The organism is uncultured Microbacterium sp., from assembly GCF_964244775.1.
GTDB lineage: Bacteria > Actinomycetota > Actinomycetes > Actinomycetales > Microbacteriaceae > Microbacterium.
Genome location: NZ_CAXTJR010000001.1, coordinates 138,272 through 163,984, shown reverse-complemented (window position 1 = coordinate 163,984; position 25,713 = coordinate 138,272). Strand labels below are relative to the sequence as shown.

The following is a 25,713-nucleotide window of genomic DNA, read 5'->3' as shown; positions in this document are numbered from 1 at the left end:
GGATGCTCAGCCGGCGGCGACCTTCGCGGGCGCCGGCGCCGCTGCGGCGGGCGCCTCGGCCCTCGGCGCGGCCGCCTCGACCGGCTGGGCCGGGCGCGGGCGTGCCGCGAACTCCTCGAACACGTAACGGGGGTTCTGCACCGCCTCGAGGTTCACCATGTCGCGGCCGAGCCAGAAGTTGTTCCACCAGCCCCAGATGACGCGCCACTTGCGCTCCCACGACGGCATCGCCAGGCCGTGATAGCCGCGGTGGGCGAACCAGGCGATGAGGCCCTTGAGGGCGAGGTTGCCGGACTGGAAGACGCCGTTGTACAGGCCGAGACCGGCGACGGCGCCCAGGTTCTTGTGGAAGTACTCGCGGGGCTCCTCGCCGCGGAGCACGGCGATGAGGTTCTTCGCGAGCAGCTTCGCCTGACGCACGGCGTGCTGCGCGTTGGGCACGCAATACCCACCGACGCCTCCACCGGTCAGGTCGGGCACCGCCGACACGTCGCCGGCGGCCCATGCGCCTTCGACCACCTCTTCGGGGGTGCCGACGCGCAAGTCGGCGCGCGTGCGGATGCGACCGCGCTCCTCGACCGGGAGGTCGCCACCGCGCACGACCGTGGGGTTGGCCATGACACCGGCCGTCCAGATGATGAGGTCGGTGGGGATGACCTCACCGGTGGACAGCTCGACGTTGCCGTCGATCGCGCCGGTCAGCTGCGTATCGAGGTGCACGTACGCGCCGCGCTTCGCGAGATCTTTGAGGACCCACTCGCTCGTCTTGAGCGAAACCTCGGGCATGATGCGGCCCATGGCCTCGACCAGGTGGAAGTGGGTGTCGTCGAACGTGATCTGCGGGTAGCTCTTGACGAGGGCGGATGCGGCGGAGCGAAGTTCGGCGAAGACCTCGATGCCCGCGAATCCGCCGCCGACCACGACGACCGTCAGCAGGCGGTCGCGGGCGGGGCCGGGAGGAAGGGTGGACGCCTTGTCGAAGTTCGACATGAGCCGGTCGCGGATCGCGACGGCCTCTTCGATCGTCTTGAGCCCGATCGCGTTGTCGGCGATGCCCGGAATCGGGAATGTGCGCGATACGGCACCCGCCGTGACCACGATCTGGTCGTATTCGAGCTCATACGGCTCACCGGCGATCGGCGTGATCGTCGCCGTCTTGTCGGCGTGACGGATGCTGGTGACCTTCGCCGCGACGACGGTGGTCTTCTTCAGGTGCCGGCGGAGGGCGACGACGGAGTGCCGGGCCTCGATCGAGCCGGCCGCGACCTCGGGGAGGAACGGCTGGTAGGTCATGTAGGGAAGCGGGTCGACGATCGTGACCTCGGCCTCGCCCTTGCGCAGGAGCTTCTCCAGCTTCCACGCGGTGTAGAACCCCGCGTAACCCCCGCCGACCACCAGGATCCTGGGTACGGCGGTCTTCGCCGTGCTGGTAGCCGTGTCAGTGACGGCGCTGGAAACGGTGCTTGCCACGATGGGGAGATCTCCTTGCGGGTCATGGGCTCGGCCCGCGAGGAGCACGGGCCGATCTGACGCGTCGGACAGCAGCGGTGACGCCGAGCGCCACCAGTATAGCGGTGAGGGTCACCCCGAACAGCGGAAGCGACCCGTACAGCAGCGTCTCTGTCGACGGGATGAGAGGCGAGTCGGGGCGGGTGACGGAATCCGCGTCCGGAAGGGGCGCGACGGTCACCGGCCCCACCGTCGGCTCGGGTGCGGGCTGCACTTCCGCCCGCCGGTAGACCCGGATCCACTCGCGCAGGCTCCCCATCGGATTGATCGTGACGGGCGGGATGTCGGCGCTCACGGCGGCCGCAGCATCCACGAGTCCGTATCCGTAGAGCGGATCGGGGACGGCCGTCGCACCGGCGGAGGGTTTGGCGGTGCGGATGATCTGGTTGATGACGTTGTTCGCGTCCATCTCGGGATGCGCGGACCGCACCAGGGCGGCGACTCCGGCGATGATCGGCGCGGCGCCGCTCGTGCCGTCCCACTGGACGAGTCTGCCGTCGGCCGAAACGCCGATGAGATCCTCACTCGGCGCGGATACGCCGATCGTGATGCCCTGCGTCGAGGCCTCGACGCTCGCTCTGCCCTGACGATCGACGCCGCCGACGGTGAGGACGCCCGGGATCGTCGCAGGCGCGCCCACGCGTGTCGTGCCGCTCCCCCGGTTGCCTGCGGCGGCGATCACGACCACGTCGTGGTCGTAGGCGTACGTGAATGCGCTGTCCCAGCTCGGGTCCCAGTCGGGGGTGTTCGTCGTGAGCGAGAGGTTGATGATCTGGGCGCCGTGGTCGACCGCCCATCGCATCGCATCGGCGACCTGCGACGTGAACGGCACCTTCGCCGAGGTGCCGAAGCCGACCGAGATCGACAGCAGCTCGGCTTCGGGAGCCACGCCGATCATCCCGGCATCCGGGCCCGTGCCGCGACCGGCAGCCAGCGACGCGACCCAGCTGCCGTGGTTCGCGTCCACCACGCCGACGGGCGAGCGGCCGTCGGCCGCACCGGTACCCGAGACGTCGGTGCCGCCGACCACGGCGCCCTCGAATTCGACGGGACCCTTGCCGATACCGGTGTCGATGACGGCGATGCGCACCCCCGCGCCCCGCGATGTCGCCCACGCGGCGCGGATGCCGTAGGCGTCGAGCCAGTACTCGGCCGCGCGCACCGGGTCATCCGCCGTGCGGACATCGAGGGCGGATGCCGGAGCCGCCGCACCCCCGCTCAGCAGAGCTGTCGTCACCAGCGCGGTGACCACTCCGACAGCGGCGAGCGCGGAGCCGACCCCCGCACGCCGCCTCGTCATCCTGCCGCCCCGGGGTCGAGGCAGACGCAGCGCGCCGGCGACCACGTCGAGCGCGCGAGGGCCAGGTCGCCGATCGGGTTGACGCCGGGTCCGGCGGCAAGAGCGTGCGCGGCGACCGCATGGAGGCACTTGACGCGCGTGGGCATGCCACCGGCGGAGATGCCCTCGATCTCGGCGACATCGCCGAACACGGCGCGATCCCGCAGGTACGACTCGTGCGCGCGCGTGTACGCCTCCGTCATGTCGTCATCGCGCGCGAGCTCGTCCGAGAGCTCTTTCATGACGTGGTCGGCCTCGAGCACCGACAGGGCGGCCGTCGCCGCAGGATGCGTCAGGTAGTAGAACGTCGGGAACGGCGTCCCATCCGGCAGGCGCGGCAGTGTCGCAGCCACCGTGGGATTGCCGCACACGCAACGGGCGGCGATGCCGACGACGCCGCGAGCGGGCCGACCGAGCTGTGCACGCAGCACCGCGAGGTCGGCGTCGGTCACGGGCGCGAACGGCGGAGTGGTCACTCCGCCAGGCTACCGGCGGCGGCTGGACCCCGACTGGAAGCGCGACGCCGTACGACGCGAATCTCAGCCCGAAGGAGTGGGCGTCGGGTCGGGAACGCCGATCGTCGGCGCCTTCACCGTCTGGGCGAGCCCGGCAGCGGTGACCGAGCGAACGAGCTGCGCCATCCAGTCGGTCCGGGTCTGCTCGACCGTGCTGCTGACAGGAGTGGCGTCCTGCGGGATCTGCTCGGGCGCGAGGTCGTTGTCCACGAGGTAGACGACCTCACCGGGCTTGACGTAGTACAGCCGCTCGCGCGCCTGGGTGGTGATGTACGCCGGGTCTTTCCAGCGCTCGCGCTGCGACTGGAGCGCGGCGATGTCGGCCTGACTCACCTCGACCGCCTGGGCGAGGGCCGCGATCTGCTGGCGCTGATCGAGGTAGGTCCCCATCGTCGGCACGAGCACGAACGCGGCGAGGACCACCAGACCCATCATGATCGCCATGAAGCCCGACAAGCGGATGCCGCCGAGCCAGCCCCGCACGTCGACCGGGCGTCGCGGAGGCCTGCGCGGCGAGGTCTCCGGCGCACGCCGAGGGGGAGCCGCCTTCCTCGCCACGGCTCCCCCTCTACGTCGTCCTGCTAAGCCTGGAACCTCGGGAACGCTCCACGACCTGCGAAGACCGCAGCGTCGCCGAGCTCTTCCTCGATGCGCAGAAGCTGATTGTATTTCGCGACGCGCTCGCTGCGAGCAGGCGCACCGGTCTTGATCTGACCGGCGTTCACTGCAACGGCCAGATCGGCGATCGTCGTGTCTTCCGTCTCACCGGAACGGTGCGAGAGCATCGAACGGTAGCCGTTCTGGGTAGCCAGCGAGATCGCGTCGAGGGTCTCCGACAGCGTGCCGATCTGGTTCACCTTGACCAGCAGCGCGTTCGCCACGCCCAGGTCGATGCCGCGCTGCAGACGGGTCGGGTTCGTGACGAACAGGTCGTCGCCGACGAGCTGCACCTTCGTGCCGATCGCGTCGGTCAGCGCCTTCCACGCGTCCCAGTCGTCTTCGGCCAGAGCATCCTCGATCGTGACGATCGGGTAGTTCGCGACGAGGTCGGCGAAGTAGTCGGTCAGCTTGTCTGCCGACCACGACTGGCCCTCGACCGTGTACACGCCGTTGTCGAAGAACTCGGTGGCTGCGACATCCAGACCCACCGCGATGTCGGAACCGGGCGTGAAGCCCGCCTTCTCGATGGCCTTGATGAGGAAGTCCAGCCCCTCGCGGTTGCTCGGCAGGTCGGGGGCGAAGCCGCCCTCGTCGCCGAGGCCCGTCGCGAAGCCCGCGCTCTTCAGCTCGCCCTTCAGGACGTGGTAGACCTCGGTGCCCCAGCGCAGCGACTCCGAGAAAGTCTCCGCGCCGATCGGCGCGAGGAAGTACTCCTGGAAGTCGATGCCGTTGTCGGCGTGGGATCCGCCGTTGATCACGTTGAACAGCGGCACCGGCAGCACGTGAGCGTTCGGGCCGCCGAGGTAGCGGAACAGCGGGAGGTCAGCACTGTCGGAGGCGGCCTTGGCGACGGCGAGGCTCACACCCAGGATCGCGTTCGCGCCGACACGCTTCTTGTTCTCGGTGCCGTCGACCTCGATGAGGATCTCGTCGACGATGCGCTGTTCGCTCGCCTCGACGCCCTCCAGTGCAGGACCGAGCTCGTCGACGACGGCGTCGACTGCCTTCAGCACACCCTTTCCGCCGTAGCGGCTCTTGTCGCCGTCGCGCAGTTCGTACGCCTCGAACGCGCCGGTGGATGCGCCGGAGGGGACGGCCGCCCGCTGGACGATTCCGTCGTCGAGGAGCACCTCCACTTCGACGGTCGGGTTTCCGCGCGAATCCAAGATCTCGCGCGCGTTGACAGCCTCGATAAGTGCCACAGGGGACTCCTTGTGTGGTGGAGGGTGGATCGGGAGCGTCGTCGGTCCGTCGTCAGTCTATCGACGCGGGTGCCGCGCGACAGGGCGGTTACGCGCCGGTCACGATCGCGATGGCGACACCGTCCCAGCCCTTCGAATCAAGGGTCTGCAGCGCGGTCGCGTCGAAGCGAGGATCGCGCGCGAGCATCTCGAGTCCGCGCTGCGTGCCGATCACATTCGATTCGGTCGTCGCGGGGTTGGCGACATCTCCCCCGCGTCCGATGTTGTCGACCACGATGACGGTGCCGGGCCGGCCGAGGCGCGCTGCCCAGTCGAGGTAGATCGTGTTCGACTCCTTGTCGGCATCGATGAACACGAGGTCGAACGGAGGGACTGCGCCGTCGAGGATGGGCTGCTCGAGCGTGGGCAGCACGTGCTCGCCGCGACCGATCCGGATCTCGACTTTCTCTCCGACCCCGGCGTCATCGACGTTCTGACGGGCGATGGCCGCGATCGCCGGCTCCGCCTCGACCGTCACGACGATGCCGTCGTCGGGGATGGCGCGCGCCATCCAGATCGTCGAATACGCGCCGAGGGTGCCGATCTCCAGCACCCGGCGCGCGCCCGAGATCCGCACCAGCAGGTTCAGGAGCTTGCCCGACACCGGGGAGACTTCGATCGCCCGAAGTCCTGCGGCGTGCTGCGCGCGCAGGGCCGCATCGAGCGCATCGTCGTGGCCGACCAGGGTGTCGGTGAGGTAGGCGTCCACGCGACGCCAGGCATCGGGATCGGGGTCTGTCATGCCTCCAGCCAACCCGCCTGCCCGCTCGGCGTCAACGCGCTCCGCAATGCACCCTCGATCGTCGCAATGCACCCTCGACGAGGGTGCATTGCGACGATCGAGGGTGCATTGCGCTTCGGGTGGGGGCGGGGCGCAGGCCTCACGCAGTCTCGACCGCCGCGCTGACGGCGGGCAGCAGCGCGTCGGCGGTGCGGCGGTAGCCCAGCGCGCTCGGGTGGAAGCGGTCGAGGCTGAACATCTCGTCGGGCTGCGAGATGAAGACCGCCCCTACGGCGCGCCGCAGGTCGACCGCCCGTGCCCCTGCGCGCGATGCCGCTTCGGCCTGTGCCGCGGCGAGCTGGCGCGAAAGACGTGCGCCGAGCGAGCGCAGCGGCTGCGGCACGGGTCGGAGCGCCCCGAGGTCGGGGCAGGTCCCCACCACGACGGCGGTGCCGCGCTCCTGCAGGCGGGCGATCGCGCGTTCGAGGTGGGCGATCGAGACCGAGACCGGAACCCGGTGGGTGATGTCGTTGCCCCCGACCACGATCACGGCCACGTCCGGCCGGTAGTCATCGGGGAGCGCGTCGAGCTGCGCGCCGAGCTTCGAGGTCTCCGACCCCACGACGGCGGCCGTCCGCAGGCGCACGGGCCGATGCGTGCGATGGGCGAGGCCTTTCGCGAGCCGCCCGCCGAGGGTGTCCTTGCGGCGCTCGGCACCTAGCCCCGCCGCGATCGAGTCGCCCACCATGAGCAGCTCGATGGGCTCGCCCTCGTGGGCTCGCCGCCAGATCCGGTCGGCGTCGGGAGCCTGCTCGCCGAGCGGTTTGCCGATCCGGCGCCGGGCGATCGCCGCCTGGCGGCGCAGCAGCGATCCTCCCGCGAGCACGGTGATCCCGACCGCGGCCACCGTCGCCACGCCCGCCGCCGTGACGCGGACCGCAACGCTCGTGCGACTCATGCTTCGATTGCACCCCCTTTCAGTGAACACCGCGCGACGAACGGGTGACGTGCGGGGTGCACGGTTCACGCGATGTTCGCGGGCCGCCGCTAAGGTTCGCTGCGTGAGCCTTCCCGCCCTGCAACGCCGCCTCGGCCTCGGTGACGCCGTGTTCATCGGTCTGGGCTCGATGATCGGGGCCGGCGTGTTCGCGGTGTGGGCGCCCGCCGCGCAGGCCGCAGGCGCCTGGCTGCTCGCCGGACTCGCCGTGGCAGCGGTGGTGGCGTACTGCAACGCTACGTCGTCGGGGCAGCTCGCCGCCGCGTATCCGACGTCGGGCGGCACGTACGCCTACGGCCGCGCAGAACTCGGCGAATGGTGGGGCTTCATCGCCGGCTGGTGCTTCGTGATCGGCAAGCTCGCCAGCTGCGCCGCGATGGCCCTGATCTTCGCCGCGTACGCCGCGCCCCCAGGCTGGGAGCGGCCCGTCGCGATCGTCGCGGTGGTCGCGCTCGTCACCGTGAACCTGTTCGGCGTGACGCGCACGGCGCAGCTGACGCGGATCATCGTCGTCGTGGCGCTGCTCGGGCTCGCGGTCGTCGTTTCGGCCGGAGTGTCGACGGCAGGGTCTGCGCACCCGGCGGCTCTGGTCCCCAGCGGCCCGTACGGCGTTCTGCAGTCCGCCGGGCTGCTGTTCTTCGCGTTCGCCGGCTATGCGCGCATCGCGACGATGGGCGAGGAGGTCAAAGACCCGCGCCGCACGATTCCGCGAGCGATCGTGCTCGCCTTCGCAGGTGCGGTGGTGATCTACACGGCCGTGGGCATCATCGTCCTGACCACGCTCGGTGCCGCCACCGCCGAGTCGGCGGCGCCCCTCGCCGACGTCGTCGAGGCGGCCGGCTGGTCATGGGCGTTGCCGATCGTGCGGATCTCGGCCGCGGCAGCCTCGCTCGGGGCTCTCCTGGCTCTCATCGCCGGCATCGGGCGCACCACGCTCGCGATGGCGCGGGAGGGCGATCTGCCCCGGTTCCTGGCAGCGGTGCACCCGCGCTCTCACGTCCCGCATCGCGCAGAGCTCGCCACGGGCCTGATCGTCATCGCGGCGCTCACGCTGGTCGACGTGCGCGGAGTCATCGGCTTCTCGTCGTTCGGCGTGCTGCTGTACTACCTCGTCGCGAACCTGTCGGCGTTCCGCCAGCGTGGCCAGGCCCGGCGCTACCCGCGCGTGCTCCAGGTGCTGGGAGCGATCGGATGCCTCGTCCTGGCGTTCTCCCTGCCCTGGCAGAGCGTCGTCGCGGGCGCCGCCGTCGTGGCGCTGGGCGTCGTCATCCGCGCCGTTCGACTGCGATTCAGCCGAGCGGCTTGACCTCGAGGTCGGCGCGCTTCGTGCCCGCATTCACTGTCGCGAACGACGAGAACCCGTCCGACTCCGCCCGTTCGAGCAGTGCCTTGACGTTCTTGGTGCGCCGCTCCAGCCGCACCCGCATGCCCTCCGCGACGAGGTCTGCCTTCAGCGCGAGGAGGCCGCCAAGGGGAACGTCGGCATCATGGATGAGGACGACGGATGCTGCAGCATCCGCCTCACTCGTCTCGAGCAGATCCACCAGGCGTTCGAAGCCGATCGAGAAGCCGACCGCGGGCATGTCGGTGCCGAGGAACCGGCCGATCATGCCGTCGTATCGGCCTCCGCCGCCGAGCGAATACGCCACCGACGGATGGGCGAGCTCGAAGATCGTGCCGGTGTAATAGCCCATCCCCCGCACGAGGAAGGGGTCGAACACGAGCGGGGCGCCGTCCGGCTCGCTCGCCGGCTGCGTGGCGGCGACCGCCTCGCCGATCGCGACCAGGTCTGCGATCACCTCGTCGGGTACGCCGTCGGGCAGCGCCTTGCGGATCTGACCCTCTCCGTACGGGAGGTACTCGAGGGTCTGGGGGCGGTTCATGAACGCCTCGAACGTATCCACGGCACGGCCGTGGACACCGCGCTCGCGCAGCTCCGCGACGACACCCGCCGGCCCGACCTTGTCGAGCTTGTCGATCGTGATGAGCACTCCGGGGCGCTCTGCCGCCGGGAAGCCGAACGTGTCGAGCATCGCGTCCAGGGCGCGCCGGTCGTTGATCCGCACGGTCGCATCCTGCAGCCCGAGCGCGTCGACGGCGTCGAGTGTCGCGACGATGAGCTCCGCCTCGGCGCGGGTCGAGGCATCCCCGATGATGTCGATGTCGCACTGCACGAACTGCCGGTAGCGCCCCTTCTGCGGGCGCTCGGCGCGCCACACCGGCGCCGCCTGCACGGATCGGAACACCGTCGGGAGTTCCGAGCGGTGGCTCGCGTAAAACCTCGCGAGCGGCACGGTCAGGTCGTAGCGCAGACCCAGGTCGGCCAGAGCCGCCGGATCGGCGGCCGCCTCGCGCACCGCGTCGGCGTCGAGCCCCCGCCGCAGCACGTTGTAGGCGAGCTTCTCGTTGTCTCCGCCGATGCCCGCGTGGAGTCGCTCGTAATCTTCCATCACGGGCGTCTCGATCTCGTCGAAACCGTGCGCGCGATAGCGGTCGCGGATGACGGCGAGCACCCGCTCGCGGCGGGTCTTCTCGGCGGGGAGGAAGTCGCGCATGCCGCGCGGCGGGTTCACGGATGCCACGCACACATCCTCTCAGGTGGCTCCACCTGCTGCGACCCGGCGTCGGTCCGCAAGAGCACAGGACCAATCACCAGGACAGGACGTTTCCTCGCGAGAACGTCCTTTCTCCGCGCGTTCTCCTGTAGCGGAGCGGCGCTCAGCCGGCCTCGGCGGCGCGGATCTCGCCCTCGAATCCGCGCAAGCGCGCGCGAAGGGCCCGCTCGGCGTCCCAGCCGTTGTCGCGGGCCATGGCGACGAGCGCGAGGAGCGCGTCGCCCAGCTCGGCCTCATTGCGCGGCTGGAGTGACGTTTCGCCTCGCTGTGGCCGCTCGACGGCCGAGCCGATCCCGACATGAGCGGCCTTGCCGAGCAGCTTCTGCGCGAGCGCGAGCGCGGGCATGTGCTCGGATACGCCGTCCAGCACGCTCGTCCGCTCGTGCTTCTCGGCGGCCTTGGCGGCGTTCCACAGCACGAGCACCTGTTCGGGCGTGGTGGCCACGGCATCGCCGAAGACATGCGGATGCCGGCGCACCATCTTCTCCGTCAGCCCACGTGCGACATCGTCGATGTCGAAGGGATCGCGCTCATCGCGCGACGCGATCTCGGCGTGGAAGAGGACCTGCCAGAGCAGATCGCCGAGCTCTTCGCGCAGTTCGGCGCGATCGCCCGTCTCGACCGCGTCGATCAGCTCGGCGCTCTCCTCGACGAGGTAGGGCACGAGTGCACGATGGTCGATCTGCTGCGTCCACACGCAGCGATCGCGCACCTGCTGCATCGCCTCCGCTGCCCCGCGGAGCGGATCGACGTCCCCGCGGAGCGGGTCGACATCAGGTCCTGATGGATCCGGATCGGTCATGCCCCTGCCTCCGCTGCCGCGCCGATGGCGAGCATCCGATGATGCCGCGCCCGCCACGATACGAGGATCGCGGCGATCACGACGGATGCCACCGATCCGCCGATCACGCCGAGGACGGCCTCATCGCGCACGAGCCGGTCGCCGGCGAACGCGAGCTCGGACAGCAGCAGCGACACGGTGAACCCGATCCCGCCGAGCGCACCGGCCGCCAGCAGATCGCCCAGGGCGATCTTTGCGTGGCCGGATCTTGCGAACACCCGCTGCGCGATCCATCCGGCGCCGGCGATGCCGATGATCTTCCCTACGGGCAGCGCGATCAGGATCCCCCAGAACGCCGGCGACAGCCCGGATCCGCCCACCGACGGGATCGGCACGAGGGCGGCCGAGAATGCGAAGATCGGCAGGATCACCCCGTTGATCCACGGTTCGATCCCGTGCCGCACGCGCAGGGCGGGCGACTGCGCCATCGCGAGCCCCAGCGCCACGCCGGCGATCGTCGCATGGACACCGGACGCGAGGACCAGCACCCACGTCGCGGCGGCCAGCACCACGAGGATCGGGATGATGATCGCGTTAGCCCTGGTGTCGAGCATCCTGCTCAGAATCGCGAACGCGACCACCGCGACGAGCGCCATCGCGAGCAGCCCGAAGTTCACGTCTGTCGCGAAGAGCACGGCGATGAAGATGATCCCGACGATGTCGTCGAGGATCGCGAGGGCGAGCAGGAATACGCGGACCGCAGGCGGCAGGCCGCGGCCGAAGACCGCGAGGACGCCGAGCGCGAAGGCGATGTCGGTCGCCGTCGGGATCGGCCAGCCCGACTGCACGCCGCTGCCGGCCGTGATCGCGAGGTAGATCGCGATCGGGACGATCACGCCGCCCGCCGCGGCGATCGCCGGCTGAACGGCCTTGCGGAAGCTGCGCAGCTCGCCCCGGGTGAGCTCGAACTGCAGCTCGATCGACACGGAGAAGAAGAAGACCGCGAGCAGGCCGTCCGAGACCCAGTGCGCGAGCGTCATATCCACCGCGGTGCCGGCGATCCCGACATGGATCTGCATGAATTCGATGACGTGGGCGCCGAGCGGCGTGTTCGCCACCACGATGCCGGCGATGGCCGCCAGGAGCAGCAGCAGCGCCGGGAATCGCGCCGAGCGCAGAAGCCTCATGTGTTCACCAGGTCTCGATCCTAGCGAGCGGGCACCACCGATGCCGGGGGTGCGATGCGTCACGTCCGTGAAACACCGCGGCGATAGCGTTGGCCCATGCGCGAACTCACCCAGACCGAAGCGATCGACCTCGTCGGGCGGTTCGACGCCGGCCAGGAGATCCCCGAGCAGATGCGCGCGGATGTGCGGATGCTGGGCTCGCTGCTCGGGCGGGTGCTGCGCGAGAGCGGCTCGCCCGGACTCTTCGACGACGTCGAGCGGCTGCGCACCGCGACGATCCAGGCCTACACCGATGAAACCTCCGAAGCGTTCGAGCGGGCCGCGCGCATCGCCGACTCGCTGACGATCGAGCGGGCCGACGAGGTCGCCCGCGCGTTCACGGCCTACTTCCATCTGGTCAACCTCGCCGAGGAGCACCAGCGCGTGCGCATCCTGCGCGAGCGCGACGGCCGGCCCGACCGCGAATCGGCGGACGACTCGGTCGCCGCCGCATTCGTGCGCCTCGCGGCCGAGGTCGGCGACGACACGGCGCTGAAGAGCCTGCAGGCGCTGCGCTTCCAGCCGGTTTTCACCGCGCACCCGACCGAGGCCCGACGAAAGGCGATCTCTGCCAGCATCCGACGGCTCTCCGTGCTCCTGGAGGAGCACGACGCATCGCTGCGCTCGGGCGCCGACGCGCGCCGCGCCGAGCGGCGCATGCTCGAAGAGATCGACACGCTGTGGCGCACCGCGCCGCTGCGGAGCGAGAAGCCGTCGCCGACCGACGAGGTCCGCGCCGTCATGGCCGTGTTCGACGACACCCTCTACACCGCGGTGCCCCACGTCTACCGTCGCGTCGACGACGCGCTGCAGGGCCCGGCCGCGGGCGCACGCGCACCGATCGTGCAGCCCTTCGTGCGCATCGGCTCGTGGGTCGGGGGTGATCGCGACGGCAACCCGTTCGTGACGGCCTCCGTGACCCGCAAGGCCGCAGCGATCGCGAGCGAGCACGTGCTGCTGGGGCTCGAGCGCACCGCGAACCGCATCGGCCGGGGGCTCACTCTCGACGCGGCGAGCACTCCCCCGAGCGACGCGCTCACCGCCCTCTGGCAGCGGCTGAAGGCCGCCGACGAAGACGCCGCGACCGAGATCGCCAAGCGCTCACCGGACGAGCCCCACCGCCGCATCCTGCTGCTGCTGGCGCGCAAGATCGCGGCGACGCTCGCCCGCAACGCCGACCTGGGGTATGCCGACCCGGAAGACCTGCTCGTGGATCTGCGGATCGTGCAGGACTCGCTCGTTCGAGCCGGCGCTGCGAGGCAGGCTTACGGCCATCTGCAGCAGCTCATCTGGCAGGTCGAGACCTACGGGTTCCATCTCACCGAACTCGAGGTGCGCCAGCACTCGGCCGTGCACGCCAAGGTGCTCGCCGAGCTGCGTGCGGGAGGGCCGCGCAGCGAACTCACCGAGGAGGTCCTCGACGTCTTCCGCGCGGTCGGCTTCATCCAGAAGCGGTTCGGGCCGCGTGCCGCCGGCCGCTACATCGTCTCGTTCACGCAGTCGGCCGAAGACCTCGCGAACGTGCACGAACTCGCCCGCTACGCGGCCGGTCCCGACGGCACTCCGCCCGTGCTCGACGTCATCCCGCTGTTCGAGACGTTCGCCGACCTGCAGGCAGGGCCCGGCATCCTCGCCGAGATCGTCGCGCATCCCGAATTCTCGACACGACTGGATGCCACGGGCCGGCGCCTCGAGGTCATGCTCGGGTACTCCGACTCATCGAAGGACGTCGGTCCGGTCGCGGCGAACCTCGCGCTGTACGAGGCGCAGGCGGCGATCGCGGCCTGGGCAGACGAGAACAACATCGAGCTCACGCTCTTCCACGGTCGCGGCGGCGCGCTCGGACGCGGCGGGGGCCCTGCGAATTCGGCGATCCTCGCCCAGCCGCCGCATTCGGTCGACGGCCGCTTCAAGCTCACCGAACAGGGCGAGGTGATCTTCGCCCGGTACGGCGACCCTGCGATCGCGATGCGCCACATCGACCAGGTCGCCGCGGCCGTGCTGCTGGCCTCGGCGCCGTCGATCGAGGAGCGCAACAGCGACGCCGCCGCGCGGTACGCCGACGTCGCCGCGGCGATGGACACAGCATCCCGCGAGCGCTTCTTCTCGCTGGTCAAGGCACCCGGCTTCGCGGCGTGGTTCGCCCGGGTCACCCCGATGGAGGAGGTGGGGCTGCTCGCCCTCGGCTCGCGACCCGCGCGACGCGGTCTGTCGGTCGAGTCGCTCGAAGACCTCCGTGCGATCCCGTGGGTGTTCGCGTGGACGCAGGCGCGCATCAACCTCGCCGGCTGGTTCGGACTGGGGACGGCGCTGGATGCTGTCGGCGACCCCGAGCGGCTCACCCGGGCCTACTCGGACTGGCCGCTGTTTCGCACCATGATCGACAACGTCGCGATGAGCCTGGCCAAAGCCGACGCGCGCATCGCCCGTCGCTACCTCGACCTGGGCGATCGCGATGACCTCGCCGATCTCGTGATGGCGGAGATGGAGCTGACCCGGTCGTGGGTCATGCGCGTCACCGGCGGCGGCGAAGTGCTCGACAACAAGCCGGTGCTGCAGCGGGCCGTCAAGATGCGCAGCCCCTACGTCGATGCGCTGTCGCTGCTGCAGCTGCGCGCGCTCCGGGCGCTGCGCGACGAGCCGGGCAAAGCCGATCCGGAGCAGCAGCGGCTGCTGCTCCTGTCGGTGAGCGGCGTCGCGGCGGGGCTGCAGAACACCGGGTGAGCGGGGCTTCGCGGGGTCGCGATCGTGAGGCGATCGAGATCCACTCCCCCGGCCGAGCTTTCAGTCGAGTGGCACGTCGTCGGCGTGCCGCGCGAGGCTGCGGCCGTAACGTTCCGTGAGCTGCACCATGAGATCAGGCGTCTCGCGGTCGAGTCCGAAGACGTAGCCGGGAAAGTCCAGCTCCTTCTGCGCGGCCCAGATCTCGTCGTGGCGCTCGGAAGGCAGGTGTGTCCGGCAGAACGTTCCCCGACACACGCATGTCCGCCAGCTTGCAGACACGCGCACGGCGCGCAGCGGCGGCGGGTCGACGCGTGTCCGGAAGAACGTCCCCCGACGCACGCATATCCGCCAGCTTGCAGACACGCGCACGGCGCGCAGCGGCGGCAGGCTGGCATCAGACCGGCCGCACGCTCCCCTGATCGAGACGCGTCAGGCCTGCACAGATGGCCCGGCAGCCGCGGCGGCAGGGACAGGGAACAGCTGGTCCAGGAGCTGCGAGACCCAGGCGACGAGCGCGGCGTCTTCGACAGCATCCCCCCCGCCGGTGGGAAGCGGAAGCACGAGTGCGTCTCCGCCGGCCAGGAGCTTCGCCTTCGGGTAGAGGCGCTGCAGACGCACGCGCAGCGAGTCGGGCAGATGTGCGGGGGCGATCCGCAGGTTAGGCCCCATGGCGACGACATCGGCCAAGCCGGCCTGCGCGGCGCGCCTGCGCAGACGGGCGACGGCGAACAGGCCCTCGACCTCGCGCGGCGGCTCGCCGTAGCGGTCGCGCAGCTCGTCGGCGACCATACCGAGCGCGTCCTCCTTGGCGGTGGCGGATGCTGCGGCCGAAAGCTTCTGGTACGCCTCGAGGCGCAGACGCTCGCTGTCGATGTACTCCTCGGGGATCCGCGCGTCGACGGGCAGCTCCAGCCGCAGCTCGGTCTGGGTCTCGATCTCGTCGCCGCGGAACGCCGACACGGCCTCGCCGATCATGCGCAGGTACAGGTCGAAGCCCACACCGGCGATATGACCTGCCTGCTCGGCGCCCAGCATGTTGCCCGCACCGCGGATCTCGAGGTCTTTGAGCGCGACCTGCATGCCGCTGCCCAGGTCGTTGTTGACCGCGATCGTCTGGAGGCGGTCGGCGGCGAGCTCGGAGAGAGGCTTGAGCTCGTCGTACAGGAAGTAGGCGTAGGCCCGCTCGCGGGCGCGACCCACGCGCCCGCGCAGCTGGTGCAGCTGCGAGAGTCCGTACTTGTCGGCGCGATCGATGATGATCGTGTTCGCGTTCGAGATGTCCAGGCCCGTCTCGATGATCGTCGTGGAGACGAGCACGTCGGCGCGCCGCTCCCAGAAGTCATCGACGACGTTCTCGAGCGCGTGCTCACCCATCTGGCCGTGCGCGACGGCGATGCGCGCCTCGGGAACGAGCTCGGCGAGCTCAGCCGCGACGCGCTGGATCGACTGCACGCGGTTGTGCACATAGAACACCTGCCCCTCGCGGAGCAGCTCACGGCGGATCGCTGCAGCGACCTGCTTGTCGTTGCGCGGCCCGACATACGTGAGGATCGGATGCCGGTCCTCCGGCGGGGTCTGCAGCGTCGACATCTCGCGGATGCCGGTGACGGCCATCTCCAGGGTGCGCGGGATGGGCGTGGCACTCATCGCGAGGATGTCGACGTTGGTCTTCAGCTTCTTCAGCGCGTCCTTGTGCTCGACGCCGAACCGCTGCTCCTCATCGATGATCAGGAGGCCCAGGTCTTTGAAGATCACCTTCTCGGTGAGGATCCGGTGCGTGCCGATCACCATGTCGACGGTTCCGTCGGTGAGCCCGGCGAGCGTCGCCTTGGCCTCTTTGTCGGTCTGGAAGCGCGAGAGCGATCGGACCTGCACGGGGAAGCCGGCGAACCGCTCGGTGAAGGTCTCGACGTGCTGCTTGACCAGCAGGGTCGTGGGTACGAGCATCGCGACCTGCTTGCCGTCCTGGATCGCCTTGAACGCAGCCCGCACCGCGACCTCGGTCTTGCCGAAGCCGACATCGCCCGAGAGCAGGCGGTCCATCGGGATCGGCTTCTCCATGTCGGCTTTGATCTCGTCTATCGTCTGCAACTGATCGGGCGTCTCGGCGAACGGGAACGCCTCTTCGAGCTCGCGCTGCCACGGCGTGTCGGGGCCGAACGCGTGACCCTTCGCGGCCATGCGCGCCGAGTAGAGCTTCACGAGCTCGACCGCGATGTCGCGCACCGCTTTGCGGGCGCGGCCCTTCGCCTGCGCCCAGTCGCTGCCGCCCATCTTGGAGAGCGTCGGGGCCTCGCCTCCGACGTAGCGCGAGAGCAGATCGAGCTGATCGGTGGGCACGAACAGCTTGTCGCCGGGGTAACCCCGCTTGGACGGCGCGTACTCGAGCACCAGGTACTCGCGGATCGTCTTGACAGGGTTGCGCCCGCCGCTGGAGACCTCGCGCTGGGTGAGCTCGACGAACTTCCCGATTCCGTGCGTGGAGTGCACGACGAAATCGCCTGTCTTCAGCTGCAGCGGGTCGACGACATTGCGGCGGCGCGATGCGAGCTTCTTGATGACGCGCGAGTCGCTGCCGATGGTGCGCCCGTAGAACTCGGTTTCGGTGAGCACGGCGAGCTTCGCGTCGGCGACCTCGAACCCGCGCTCGAGCGTGGAGACTACGATGTGCGCGACGCCGGGCTCGGGCGGGGTCAGCACCGAGTCGACGACCCGCGCCGCGATGCCGCGCTCGGCCAGCACCGCCTGCGCGCGCTCGACGAGACCGGCGCCGGAGGCCGCGACGATGACGCTCCACCCGTCGGCCAGGAGCGTGCCGATGTGCGCGGTCGCGCCGTCGACGTTCCCCTGGAACGACGGCACGCCCGCCCCGGGCACACGCACGGCCGCCGAGGCCTGCAGCGCCACCTCGATGTCGGAGTCGAGGAGGCCCTCGGCCGCAGCATCCGCCGCTCCCGAATCGAACGCACTCAGCGTCCACCACACGTCGCCGCGCGCCTCGGCCGCCTCGCGGAGCACGGGGAGGGTCACGAAGTCACCCGCACCGAGATCGACGGGGGTCTGCGCGCCGGAGGTCGCGGCGCTCCACGCGGCCTCGAGGAATTCGCGGTTCGTGTCGCTCAGCGTGACCGCCCTGGTCACCGCGCGCTCGGGATCGATGAGCGCGACGGCCGTACCCTCTGGGAGGTAGTCGACGAGGGTGACGACTCGGTCGACGAGGGCGGGCGTGAGCGACTCCATCCCCTCGACCGGGATGCCCTCCGCCATCTTCTCGAGCATGCCGCGGATGCCGGGGAAGTCGTCTTTCAATCGTGCGGCGCGCGCCCGCACGGTGTCGGTGAGCAGCAGCTCGCGGCTCGCGTCGAGCACGACGTTCGCGACCTCTTCCGGCAGCGAGCGCTGATCGGCGACCGAGAACGGCCGCATCTGCTCGACCTCGTCGCCGAAGAACTCGATGCGGTACGGGTGGTCGGCTATCGGCGAGAAGACATCGAGGATGCCGCCGCGCACCGCGAACTCGCCGCGGCGCGACACCATGTCGACCCGGTGGTAAGCCAGTTCGACGAGCCGATCGATCACCGCGCCCAGGTCGTGCCCGCGGCCGCCGACCGAGAGGGCCACCGGCGCGAGATCGGTGAGTCCGGCGGCCAGCGGCTGCAGAGCGGCGCGCACCGATGCCGTCACGACGATCGGACCCGGGCTGAGGGAGGCGGGGCCTTCGGATGCTGCGATCGCACGCAGAACGGCCAGTCGCTGCCCCACGGTCTCAGGGCTGGGGCTGAGTCGCTCGTGCGGGAGTGTCTCCCACGCGGGGAACTGCAGCACCTGGGCGCCGGGGAGCACAGCCGACAGCGCGGGGCCCAGCGACTCCGCCCGACGGCCGGTCGGCGCGATCACCAGGAGCACTCCACCCCTGCCGGATGCGCGTCGACGCTCCAGCAGAGAGGCCAGCAACGGAGCATCCAGGCCGTCGACGAGCGAGAAATCGGCGTTCACCGCGGCGGCGGACACCGCATCCCGAAAGGACTCGGCCCGCTCGAGGGCGCGCACGATCCCGGGAACTGTCACCGGGAAAGTCTACGTGCGGCGACCGACACCGTGCCGCGATCCGCCGTGCGCGAAAGCCCACCCTCCCTAGGATGAGAGCGTGAGCGAGCCAGACCAGCGCAATCCGACGTACGGACCTCCGCCCGCGGCCGCCTACGGCCAGCCGTCGGGGCCGCCCGCGCCCGTGCCCCCGGGAGCCGCGTACCCGGCACAGCCGGTGCCGCCCGGGTACCCGCCGGTGCCACCCGGGTACCCGCCGGTGCCACCCGGGTACCCGCCCGCGACGCAGGGCTACCCGCCGGCAGCGCCTCTTGCGCCCGAGCCGCAGGTCTTCGCCGCTCCGTACGCCGCCCCGGCCCCCGGCACGTACCCCGCACCGGCCTCGACGCCGCACGGCTCGACACTCGGCGTGGTCGCGCTCATCCTCGCGATCGTCGCTCTCGTCGTCACCCCGATCATCGCTGCGATCGCGGGCTACAACATCGGCACGGGCGTCGGTCACGAAATCGCTGCTCGACCGAGCTCGGCCGACTTCGACCTGCGCCTGCTGAGCCCTGTCCGCGGCTCGGTGCTCGTCGGTGAGATCGCGTTCTGGGCCGGCACCGTCCTCGGCATCTGGGCTCTCGTGCAGGGCATCGTCGCAATCGTGAAGAACCGCGGCCGGGGCCCGGCCATCGCCGCCGTCATCATCGCCGTGCTCGGGCCCATCGCCTTCGGCGTGGCGGTGAACATCTCCGTGGTCGCAGGGCTCGGCGCCGGTGCGGCGCCCTTCGTCTAGCGCGCTCGATACCCACCCGCCCCGCGGTGATCGAGTAGCGAGCGCCAGCGAGCCCCCCTGCGGTGATCGAGTAGCGAGCGCCAGCGAGCGTATCGAGATCCGTCGAACCGACGTACTACGCAGATCCTGATCTCGATACGGCGCTGGCGCGCCTACTCGATCTCCGTCGGGGCCCGGGCCTGGCGCGCCTACTCGATCACCGCCGGGGGCGTGCCTCGCGCGCGAGGCGGTAACTCAGAGCCGCGGCGCGTGATGCTTCTGCTGCGCGGCGGTGAGCCCCTCGTCCACGAGCTGCTCGACGGCATCCGCCGCATCGCCGACGAGGATGGGCAGATTCGCGCGCTCGCTCGAGCCGAACGGGTCGAGCACCCAGTCCGCCGGGTCCTGTCGCCCGACGGGCCGGCCGATCCCCACCCGCACACGGGCGAAGTCCGGTGTGCCGAGGGCCTTCGCCACGTCGCGCACCCCGTTGTGCCCGCCGTTTCCGCCGCCGATCTTCAGCTTGATGGTGTCGAACGGTATGTCGAGCTCGTCATGCACGACGACCACCCGGTCGGCATCCACGCCGTAGAACTTCGCCAGACCCGACACCGGGCCGCCCGACACGTTCATGAACGAGTTCGGCTTGGCGAGGACGAGCTTCGCGCCCCCGGGGCGCAGCCACGTCTCGGCGACACGGGCGTTGGCCTTGTGGGCACGGAAGGTCTCGCCGCGCCGGCGGGCGAGCTCGTCGATGACCTGCTGACCGACGTTGTGGCGCGTGGGTTCGTAGCGCGGTCCGGGATTGCCCAGACCGACGATGAGCCAGGTGTCCGGCATCCCGCTTCCTTCCCGGCTCCCCCGTCTCGGCGACGACGAAGCCCGCCCCCACAATATGCGAGGGCGGGCATGTCGAACGGCGAGCGATTACTCGGCGGCAGCCTCTTCGGAGCTCTCCGCCTGGACGGCCGCGACGGCCGCATCGGCCTCGGCGATCTCGTCGGCCTCGCTGGAGGGCGCGGAGATCGCGATGATGAGGGTGTCGGCGTCGACGACGAGCGACGCGCCGGCGGGCAGCACGAGGTCGGCGGCGGAGATGTGCGTTCCCTCCTCGAGACCGTCGATGTCGACCTCGATGCGCTCGGGGATGTGGGTCGCCTCGACCTCGAGCAGAACCGTGTTGGCATCCTGCGCGACGATCGTGCCAGGGGCCGACTCGCCGACGATCGCGACGGGCACGTCGACCTGGATCTTCTCGCCCTTCTTCACGACGAGGAGGTCGATGTGCTCGATGATCTGGTGCACGGGGTCCTTCTGGACGTCCTTGACCAGGGTCAGCTCTTGGGAACCGGCGACGTCGAGCTCGAGCACGGCGTTCGCCTTGCGGATCAGCAGGGCGACCTGGTGACCCGGGAGGGCGACGTGCTTGGGCTCGGCGCCGTGGCCGTAGATGACGGCGGGGATCTTGCCTGCCGCGCGAAGGCGACGGGCGTAGCCCTTGCCGAAGTTCTCACGCAGCTCGGCGTGGACCTTGTTGTCTTCCGACATGATGATTCTCCTTGCGGGCACACGGGCCCAAGATGGGGTCTGGGTTCGACTCGAACGCGAGCGCGTGAGGAAAGCCGTGAGCCTGCATCACCGCGTCGATCACGGATGCCGCATCCGCCGGTCAGGGGGGCACGGGCAATCCCTCGCCGAAGTTCAGTGATCGAGTCTACCAGCGCCCCCGCTACGATGAGTACGCACCCCGTCCCGCACCGGAGGATCACTGATGGACAGCACGCTCGCCTCGGACATCCTGCTCGGCGTCATCGGTCTCATCGCCGCGCTGGGGCTGGTCGGCACCGTCTTCGCGTTCTGGTCGATGGGGCGCGAGGCCTACCGCAAGGACTGATCTCCCGGCACGTCTGAGTCCGGGCGGCTGCGCAATCCCTGCACGATCTCGTTCAGCAGCGCGTCGAGGTCGCCCTCGTTGCGTACCGCGAATCCGGGCTCGTCCGACGCGAGCGGCTCGAAGGCGCGCAGCTGGGAGTCCAGCAGCGATGCGGGCATGAAGTGCGCTCGCGCGCTCATCCGGTCGGCGAGCGTCGCACGGTCGACGAGGAGCTCGACGAAGACTGCTCGGGGCTCGGTACGCAGCAGCCGATCGCGATACGCCCGGCGGAGTGCGGAGCACGCGGCGACGATTCCGGCAGACTGCGCCGACATCGCTGCGCCGACCGCGTCGAGCCACGGCCATCGATCCGCGTCGTCGAGCGGGATCCCCGCCGCCATCTTCGCGACGTTGGACGCAGGATGCAGCGAGTCGGCGTCGACGAACGGCACCCCGAGCCGCTCGGCGAGCAGGGCGCCCACCAGAGACTTGCCCGATCCGCTCGGGCCCATCACCACGACCGCCGTCACCAGTCGTGCACCGTTCCGTCGGAGAGACGGTTGAAGGGCAGGTACGCCTGTTCGTACGGGTACTTCCCCGCCTCGTCGACGTTGAGCTCGACACCGAGCCCGGGTTGGGCGCCCGGGTGCAGCAGTCCGTTCTGCCAGGTGAAGGACTGCTCGAACACCTGGTCGGTCTTCGCGCCGTGCTTCATGTACTCCTGGATGCCGAAATTGTGGATCGCGAGACCCAGATGCATCGCGGCGGCCATGCCGACCGGTGAGATGTCGGTCGGGCCGTGCATCCCGGACTTGATCTGGTACATCGCGGCGTAGTCGAGCGTCTTCTTCAACGCAGTGATGCCGCCCATATGCGTGACCGCGCCGCGGACGTAGTCGATGAGCTGGTCGCGGATGATGTCTTTGAAGTCCCAGATCGTGTTGAAGATCTCGCCGATCGCGAGCGGGGTCGTGGTGTGCTGGCGCACGAGGCGCAGCGCCTCCTGGTTCTCGGCGGGAGTGCAGTCCTCGAGCCAGAACAGGTCGTACGGCTCGAGCGACTTGCCGAGTTTCGCGGCCTGGATGGGGGTCATGCGGTGATGGCCGTCGTGCAGGAGCGGGATCTCGGGACCGAACTCATTGCGCACGGCTTCGAAGACGGCCGGCAGGTGCAGGAGGTAGGGCCTCGTCTCCCAGTCCTCTTCGACCGGCTTGGCGCCGCGCCGCGCAGGCTCGTGGTCGTACCTCGCCTGACCGCCACCGGTGAAGGCGGACTGGGAGGCGATCCCGTAGATCGCCTTCAACCCGGGGACGGCGGTCTGGATGCGGATCGCCCTGAACCCCTGCTCCAGGTGCTCGTGCACCGAGTCGAACAGCGACGGCAGGTCGGCCCCGGACGCGTGGCCGTATGCGAGCAGTCCAGACCGGCTCGCGCCGCCCAGCAGCTGGTACACCGGCATCCCCGCAGCCTTGCCCTTGATATCCCACAGCGCCATGTCGACCGATGCGATCGCCGCCATCGTCACCGGTCCTCGCCGCCAGTATGCCGAACGGTACAGAAACTGCCACGTGTCTTCGATGCGCGACGCGTCGATGCCGATCAGGAGCGGCACGACGTGCTCCGTGAGGTAGGCGACGACAGCCAGCTCGCGACCGTTCAAGGTGGCGTCACCGAGCCCGGTGTGGCCCTCATCCGTGGTGAGCTTGAGGGTCACGAAATTCCGATCCGGACTCGTGACGATGACTTCGGCCTTCTCGATGATCATGGGGTCTCTCCGTGCGGGGTGAGGGTATCGATGACGATACCGAGGCGGGACGAGTCGCCGGCCCCGGCGAGGCGTCGGGCGAGGGCCGCTTCTGCGGCGTCGCCCGGCGAGCGCTCGACCAGCTGCCCCCAGGCGAGCAGGGTCTGCAGCTGCGCATCGCCCGGGCCGAGGCCCACCTCTCGGCGGCGGGCGATCGGATCGAGGATGCGGACACCGAGCTTCAGCGCGGCGCCCTGCGAGATCTGGTCCAGCCGGTGACGGATGCGGGGGTTCGCGAAGCGGGTGCGCAGGGCATCGAGGGCGGTATCGATCTCGTGTGCCGGAAGGTCGATCACGACGCGCTGCTCCGCCCACAGGGCCTCTACCAGTGCGCCCAGCTCGGGATCGGCGACCGCCTCGTCGATGGTCTCGAGGCCGCGCAGGCGCCCGGTCGCGGCGAGCAGGGAGTGACCGGCGTTGAGCAGCCACAGCTTTCGCTCCTCGTAGGGTGCGACATCGTCGACGAATCGGGCGCCCGCGCCCTCCCACCCGGGTCGGCCGCTCGGGAATCCGCCGGCCAGGTACCACTCGGCGTGCGGCTCGGTCACGACCGGGTCGCGATCGTCCCACCCCGAGAGCGCGCGCGCGACGACCCGATCGGCCTCGGTCGTGGCCGGGGTGATCCGATCGACCATCGTGTCGACGAACGAAGCGTTCGCCGCGATCCACTCCACCAGATCCGGTGCGGCGGCTGCCAGCACGGCGCGACGCAGCGCCTGCCCGTTCCCAGGGAGGTTGTCGCACGACACGATCGCCAAGCCCGGGCCGCCGGCGTCCGCGCGCGCTCGGAGCGCGTGCGCGATGCGTTCGGGCGGTGTGGCCCCGGGCCGATAGCCGGCTTCTGTGACCGTCACCGTCAGGACGCCGACCTCGGGGTCGGCAATCGTGCGAGCCCAGGCATCCGATCTGCCGTCGTGCGCGGCGACGATCGCGTCGATGCCCTCACCGGTGTCGCCGTCTGTCGACCGGGTGATCAGCGTGTAGCGCAGACCCTGCGCGACCAGCGCGTCGGCGGCGTCCGGGCGACGGCCCGTGAAGGCTGCGATCCCCCACGGCTCACCGCCGGCATGCTGCGTGTACCAGGCCTGGTGCGCACGATGGAAGGCCCCGAGCCCGAGGTGCGCCATTCGCACCGTACGCCGTGGAGCGTCACGCCCCACGGGTCTGGTCCAGCCACTCCGCATCGCCCAGCGACACGAACGCGCCGGTCTCCTCCTCGAACTGCATGTGACTCTCCTTCGAGCGAGCGCGCTGCGGGTGCGTCGCCAATGTAGGCACGGCGCTTCGACGTTCGCAATCGATTGCCAGAAATTGCCATGACGTGCCTCGCCACCACCCCTCGCGCCACGAAACCCTAGGCTGGACTGCGACCCCCGCATCGACCGCCCTTGAGGAGCACGTGTGACCGAGGCAGCTGCCACCACATCGTCCGACACCATTCCCACCGCGAACATCGGAGTCGTGGGACTCGCGGTGATGGGCTCGAACCTCGCCCGCAACCTCGCGAGCCGCGAGGGCAACACCGTGGCCGTCTACAACCGCAGCCACGACAAGACCGAGCAGTTGATCGCCGAGCATCCCGAAGCGAAATTCGTGCCGGCGTTCTCATATGAGGAGTTCGCCGCGTCGCTGCAGAAGCCGCGTGCCGCGATCATCATGGTCAAGGCGGGGGCGGGGACGGATGCCGTCATCAACGCGCTCGTCGACGCGTTCGAGCCCGGCGACATCATCGTCGACGGCGGGAACGCCCTGTTCACCGACACGATCCGCCGCGAGAAGGTCGTGCGCGAGACGGGCATCAACTTCGTCGGCGCCGGCATCTCGGGCGGTGAGGAGGGCGCCCTCCTCGGCCCCTCGATCATGCCGGGCGGCTCGGACGAGTCGTGGGTGACGCTCGGCCCCATCCTCACCTCGATCGCCGCCATCGCCGAGGGCGAGCCGTGCGTGACCCACATCGGCCACGACGGTGCCGGTCACTTCGTGAAGATGGTGCACAACGGCATCGAGTACGCCGACATGCAGTTGATCGCCGAGGCGTACGACCTGATCCGCCGCGGCACGGGCAAGAGTCCGGCCGAGATCGCCGACGTGTTCGCCGAGTGGAACAAGGGCGAGCTGGAGTCGTACCTCATCGAGATCACCGCCGAGGTGCTGCGCCAGTTGGATGCCGCGACCGGCACGCCGCTGGTGGACCTCATCGTCGATCAGGCCGGCGCCAAGGGCACCGGTGCGTGGACCGTGCAGACCGCGCTCAACCTGGGCGTGCCCGTCTCGGGGATCGCCGAGGCCGTGTTCGCCCGGTCGCTGTCGAGCCACCCCGAGCAGCGCTCGGTGGCCGGCGGGCTGCCCGGTCCCGAGGCCGACGCACAGGGTGGGTGGACCGTGGATGACCCCGACGCGTTCATCGAGAAGATCCGCCTCGCGCTGTACGCGTCGAAGATCGTCGCCTACTCGCAGGGGTTCGACGAGATCCGCGCCGGTGCGGCCGAATACGGCTGGAAGATCGATCTGGGCGCCGTCTCGAAGATCTGGCGCGGCGGCTGCATCATCCGCGCGCAGTTCCTCAATCGCATCGCAGACGCCTACGGCGAGACTCCCGACCTGCCCGTGCTGCTCACCGCGCCCTACTTCGTCGAGGCGCTCCAGCGCGCTCAGGACGCGTGGCGCGATGTGGTCGCCACGTCCGCCCGCGTCGGCATCCCGGCTCCTGCGTTCGCGTCATCGCTCGCGTACTACGACGGGTTGCGCGCCGACCGCCTGCCCGCGGCCCTCGTCCAGGGACAGCGCGACTTCTTCGGAGCGCACACCTACAAGCGCATCGACAAGCCAGGCACCTTCCACACGCTGTGGTCGAGCGATCGCACCGAGATCCAGGCCGAAGACACGCACTGATCCCCGCGCGCA

At 70.0% G+C, this 25,713-nt stretch carries 22 protein-coding genes; 5 read left to right on the top strand and 17 right to left on the bottom strand.

Annotation, left to right across the window (positions count from 1 at the left end):
* Nucleotides 1–6: 6 nt before the first annotated feature.
* From ACFE6Z_RS00745 to ACFE6Z_RS00715, 7 genes are all read right to left on the bottom strand, one after another.
* Nucleotides 7–1,470, bottom strand: coding sequence for an NAD(P)/FAD-dependent oxidoreductase (locus ACFE6Z_RS00745; protein ID WP_375383786.1), 1,464 nt, complete (start codon nt 1,468–1,470; stop codon nt 7–9).
* Between the two features lie 22 nt (nt 1,471–1,492).
* Nucleotides 1,493–2,809 (bottom strand): S8 family serine peptidase, encoded by a 1,317-nt coding sequence (locus ACFE6Z_RS00740; RefSeq protein WP_375383785.1) that lies wholly within the window; start codon nt 2,807–2,809, stop codon nt 1,493–1,495.
* Entirely contained in the window at nt 2,806–3,324 is a 519-nt protein-coding gene (locus ACFE6Z_RS00735; RefSeq protein WP_375383784.1) for a DUF501 domain-containing protein, read from the bottom strand. Before ACFE6Z_RS00735 ends, ACFE6Z_RS00740 begins: the two co-directional genes overlap by 4 nt.
* A gap of 63 nt (nt 3,325–3,387) precedes the next feature.
* Nucleotides 3,388–3,921 (bottom strand): septum formation initiator family protein, encoded by a 534-nt coding sequence (locus ACFE6Z_RS00730; RefSeq protein WP_375383783.1) that lies wholly within the window; start codon nt 3,919–3,921, stop codon nt 3,388–3,390.
* A 23-nt stretch (nt 3,922–3,944) separates the two neighbouring features.
* Nucleotides 3,945–5,225 carry a phosphopyruvate hydratase gene (gene eno, locus ACFE6Z_RS00725; protein ID WP_375383782.1) on the bottom strand — a complete coding sequence of 427 codons (1,281 nt, stop codon included), beginning with the start codon at nt 5,223–5,225 and terminating at the stop codon, nt 3,945–3,947.
* An 88-nt stretch (nt 5,226–5,313) separates the two neighbouring features.
* Nucleotides 5,314–6,006 (bottom strand): O-methyltransferase, encoded by a 693-nt coding sequence (locus ACFE6Z_RS00720; protein ID WP_375383781.1) that lies wholly within the window; start codon nt 6,004–6,006, stop codon nt 5,314–5,316.
* A 139-nt stretch (nt 6,007–6,145) separates the two neighbouring features.
* Nucleotides 6,146–6,943, bottom strand: a complete 798-nt coding sequence (locus tag ACFE6Z_RS00715; RefSeq protein ID WP_375383780.1) for an SGNH/GDSL hydrolase family protein — start codon at nt 6,941–6,943, stop codon at nt 6,146–6,148.
* Between the two features lie 103 nt (nt 6,944–7,046).
* On the opposite strand from ACFE6Z_RS00715, the gene ACFE6Z_RS00710 reads away from it, so the two are divergent.
* Nucleotides 7,047–8,288: an APC family permease gene (locus tag ACFE6Z_RS00710; RefSeq protein ID WP_375383779.1), complete on the top strand. Its 1,242-nt coding sequence runs from the start codon at nt 7,047–7,049 to the stop codon at nt 8,286–8,288.
* On the opposite strand, the gene hisS is transcribed toward ACFE6Z_RS00710, so the two are convergent.
* The 3 genes from hisS to ACFE6Z_RS00695 form a co-directional block, all read right to left on the bottom strand.
* Nucleotides 8,272–9,537 (bottom strand): histidine--tRNA ligase, encoded by a 1,266-nt coding sequence (gene hisS, locus ACFE6Z_RS00705; RefSeq protein WP_375384617.1) that lies wholly within the window; start codon nt 9,535–9,537, stop codon nt 8,272–8,274. The two genes, ACFE6Z_RS00710 and hisS, sit on opposite strands and share 17 nt — an antisense overlap.
* A 163-nt stretch (nt 9,538–9,700) precedes the next feature.
* A complete protein-coding gene (locus tag ACFE6Z_RS00700; protein ID WP_375383778.1) occupies nt 9,701–10,399 on the bottom strand; it encodes a MazG family protein in 699 nt (232 codons plus the stop codon).
* Nucleotides 10,396–11,565 carry a Na+/H+ antiporter NhaA gene (locus ACFE6Z_RS00695; RefSeq protein ID WP_375383777.1) on the bottom strand — a complete coding sequence of 390 codons (1,170 nt, stop codon included), beginning with the start codon at nt 11,563–11,565 and terminating at the stop codon, nt 10,396–10,398. Before ACFE6Z_RS00695 ends, ACFE6Z_RS00700 begins: the two co-directional genes overlap by 4 nt.
* A 96-nt stretch (nt 11,566–11,661) precedes the next feature.
* Here ACFE6Z_RS00695 and ACFE6Z_RS00690 point away from each other — a divergent pair, with 96 nt between their 5' ends.
* Complete coding sequence (locus ACFE6Z_RS00690) at nt 11,662–14,328, top strand: phosphoenolpyruvate carboxylase (protein WP_375383776.1); 2,667 nt, start codon at nt 11,662–11,664, stop codon at nt 14,326–14,328.
* A 60-nt stretch (nt 14,329–14,388) separates the two neighbouring features.
* Here the strand turns inward: ACFE6Z_RS00690 and ACFE6Z_RS00685 are convergent, their stop codons facing one another.
* Nucleotides 14,389–14,691 carry a hypothetical protein gene (locus tag ACFE6Z_RS00685; RefSeq protein ID WP_375383775.1) on the bottom strand — a complete coding sequence of 101 codons (303 nt, stop codon included), beginning with the start codon at nt 14,689–14,691 and terminating at the stop codon, nt 14,389–14,391.
* 66 nt (nt 14,692–14,757) lie between these two features.
* A complete protein-coding gene (gene mfd, locus ACFE6Z_RS00680) occupies nt 14,758–18,396 on the bottom strand; it encodes a transcription-repair coupling factor (protein ID WP_375383774.1) in 3,639 nt (1,212 codons plus the stop codon).
* Between the two features lie 79 nt (nt 18,397–18,475).
* Here mfd and ACFE6Z_RS00675 point away from each other — a divergent pair, with 79 nt between their 5' ends.
* Nucleotides 18,476–19,153 (top strand): hypothetical protein, encoded by a 678-nt coding sequence (locus ACFE6Z_RS00675; RefSeq protein ID WP_375383773.1) that lies wholly within the window; start codon nt 18,476–18,478, stop codon nt 19,151–19,153.
* Nucleotides 19,154–19,387: 234 nt separating this feature from the next.
* Here ACFE6Z_RS00675 and pth read toward each other — a convergent pair whose 3' ends face one another.
* Nucleotides 19,388–19,972, bottom strand: a complete 585-nt coding sequence (gene pth, locus ACFE6Z_RS00670) for an aminoacyl-tRNA hydrolase (RefSeq protein WP_375383772.1) — start codon at nt 19,970–19,972, stop codon at nt 19,388–19,390.
* A gap of 87 nt (nt 19,973–20,059) precedes the next feature.
* Nucleotides 20,060–20,680: a 50S ribosomal protein L25/general stress protein Ctc gene (locus ACFE6Z_RS00665; RefSeq protein ID WP_375383771.1), complete on the bottom strand. Its 621-nt coding sequence runs from the start codon at nt 20,678–20,680 to the stop codon at nt 20,060–20,062.
* A 223-nt stretch (nt 20,681–20,903) separates the two neighbouring features.
* Here ACFE6Z_RS00665 and ACFE6Z_RS00660 point away from each other — a divergent pair, with 223 nt between their 5' ends.
* A complete protein-coding gene (locus ACFE6Z_RS00660) occupies nt 20,904–21,026 on the top strand; it encodes a hypothetical protein (RefSeq protein ID WP_375383770.1) in 123 nt (40 codons plus the stop codon).
* On the opposite strand, the gene ACFE6Z_RS00655 is transcribed toward ACFE6Z_RS00660, so the two are convergent.
* The 3 genes from ACFE6Z_RS00655 to ACFE6Z_RS00645 are packed head-to-tail and all read right to left on the bottom strand — an operon-like array spanning nt 21,011 to nt 23,936.
* Nucleotides 21,011–21,517, bottom strand: coding sequence for a gluconokinase (locus ACFE6Z_RS00655; RefSeq protein WP_375384616.1), 507 nt, complete (start codon nt 21,515–21,517; stop codon nt 21,011–21,013). The genes ACFE6Z_RS00660 and ACFE6Z_RS00655 overlap by 16 nt on opposite strands.
* 14 nt (nt 21,518–21,531) lie before the next feature.
* The gene (gene manD, locus ACFE6Z_RS00650) at nt 21,532–22,770 is read right to left on the bottom strand and encodes a D-mannonate dehydratase ManD (protein ID WP_375383769.1); all 1,239 of its coding nucleotides are present in this window, start codon (nt 22,768–22,770) and stop codon (nt 21,532–21,534) included.
* A complete protein-coding gene (locus ACFE6Z_RS00645) occupies nt 22,767–23,936 on the bottom strand; it encodes a mannitol dehydrogenase family protein (RefSeq protein WP_375383768.1) in 1,170 nt (389 codons plus the stop codon). The genes manD and ACFE6Z_RS00645 overlap by 4 nt, the downstream gene beginning before the upstream one ends.
* Before the next feature lie 274 nt (nt 23,937–24,210).
* Between ACFE6Z_RS00645 and gndA the strand changes: the two genes are divergently transcribed.
* Nucleotides 24,211–25,701, top strand: coding sequence for an NADP-dependent phosphogluconate dehydrogenase (gene gndA, locus ACFE6Z_RS00640; protein ID WP_375383767.1), 1,491 nt, complete (start codon nt 24,211–24,213; stop codon nt 25,699–25,701).
* The last annotated feature ends 12 nt before the right edge of the window (nt 25,702–25,713 follow it).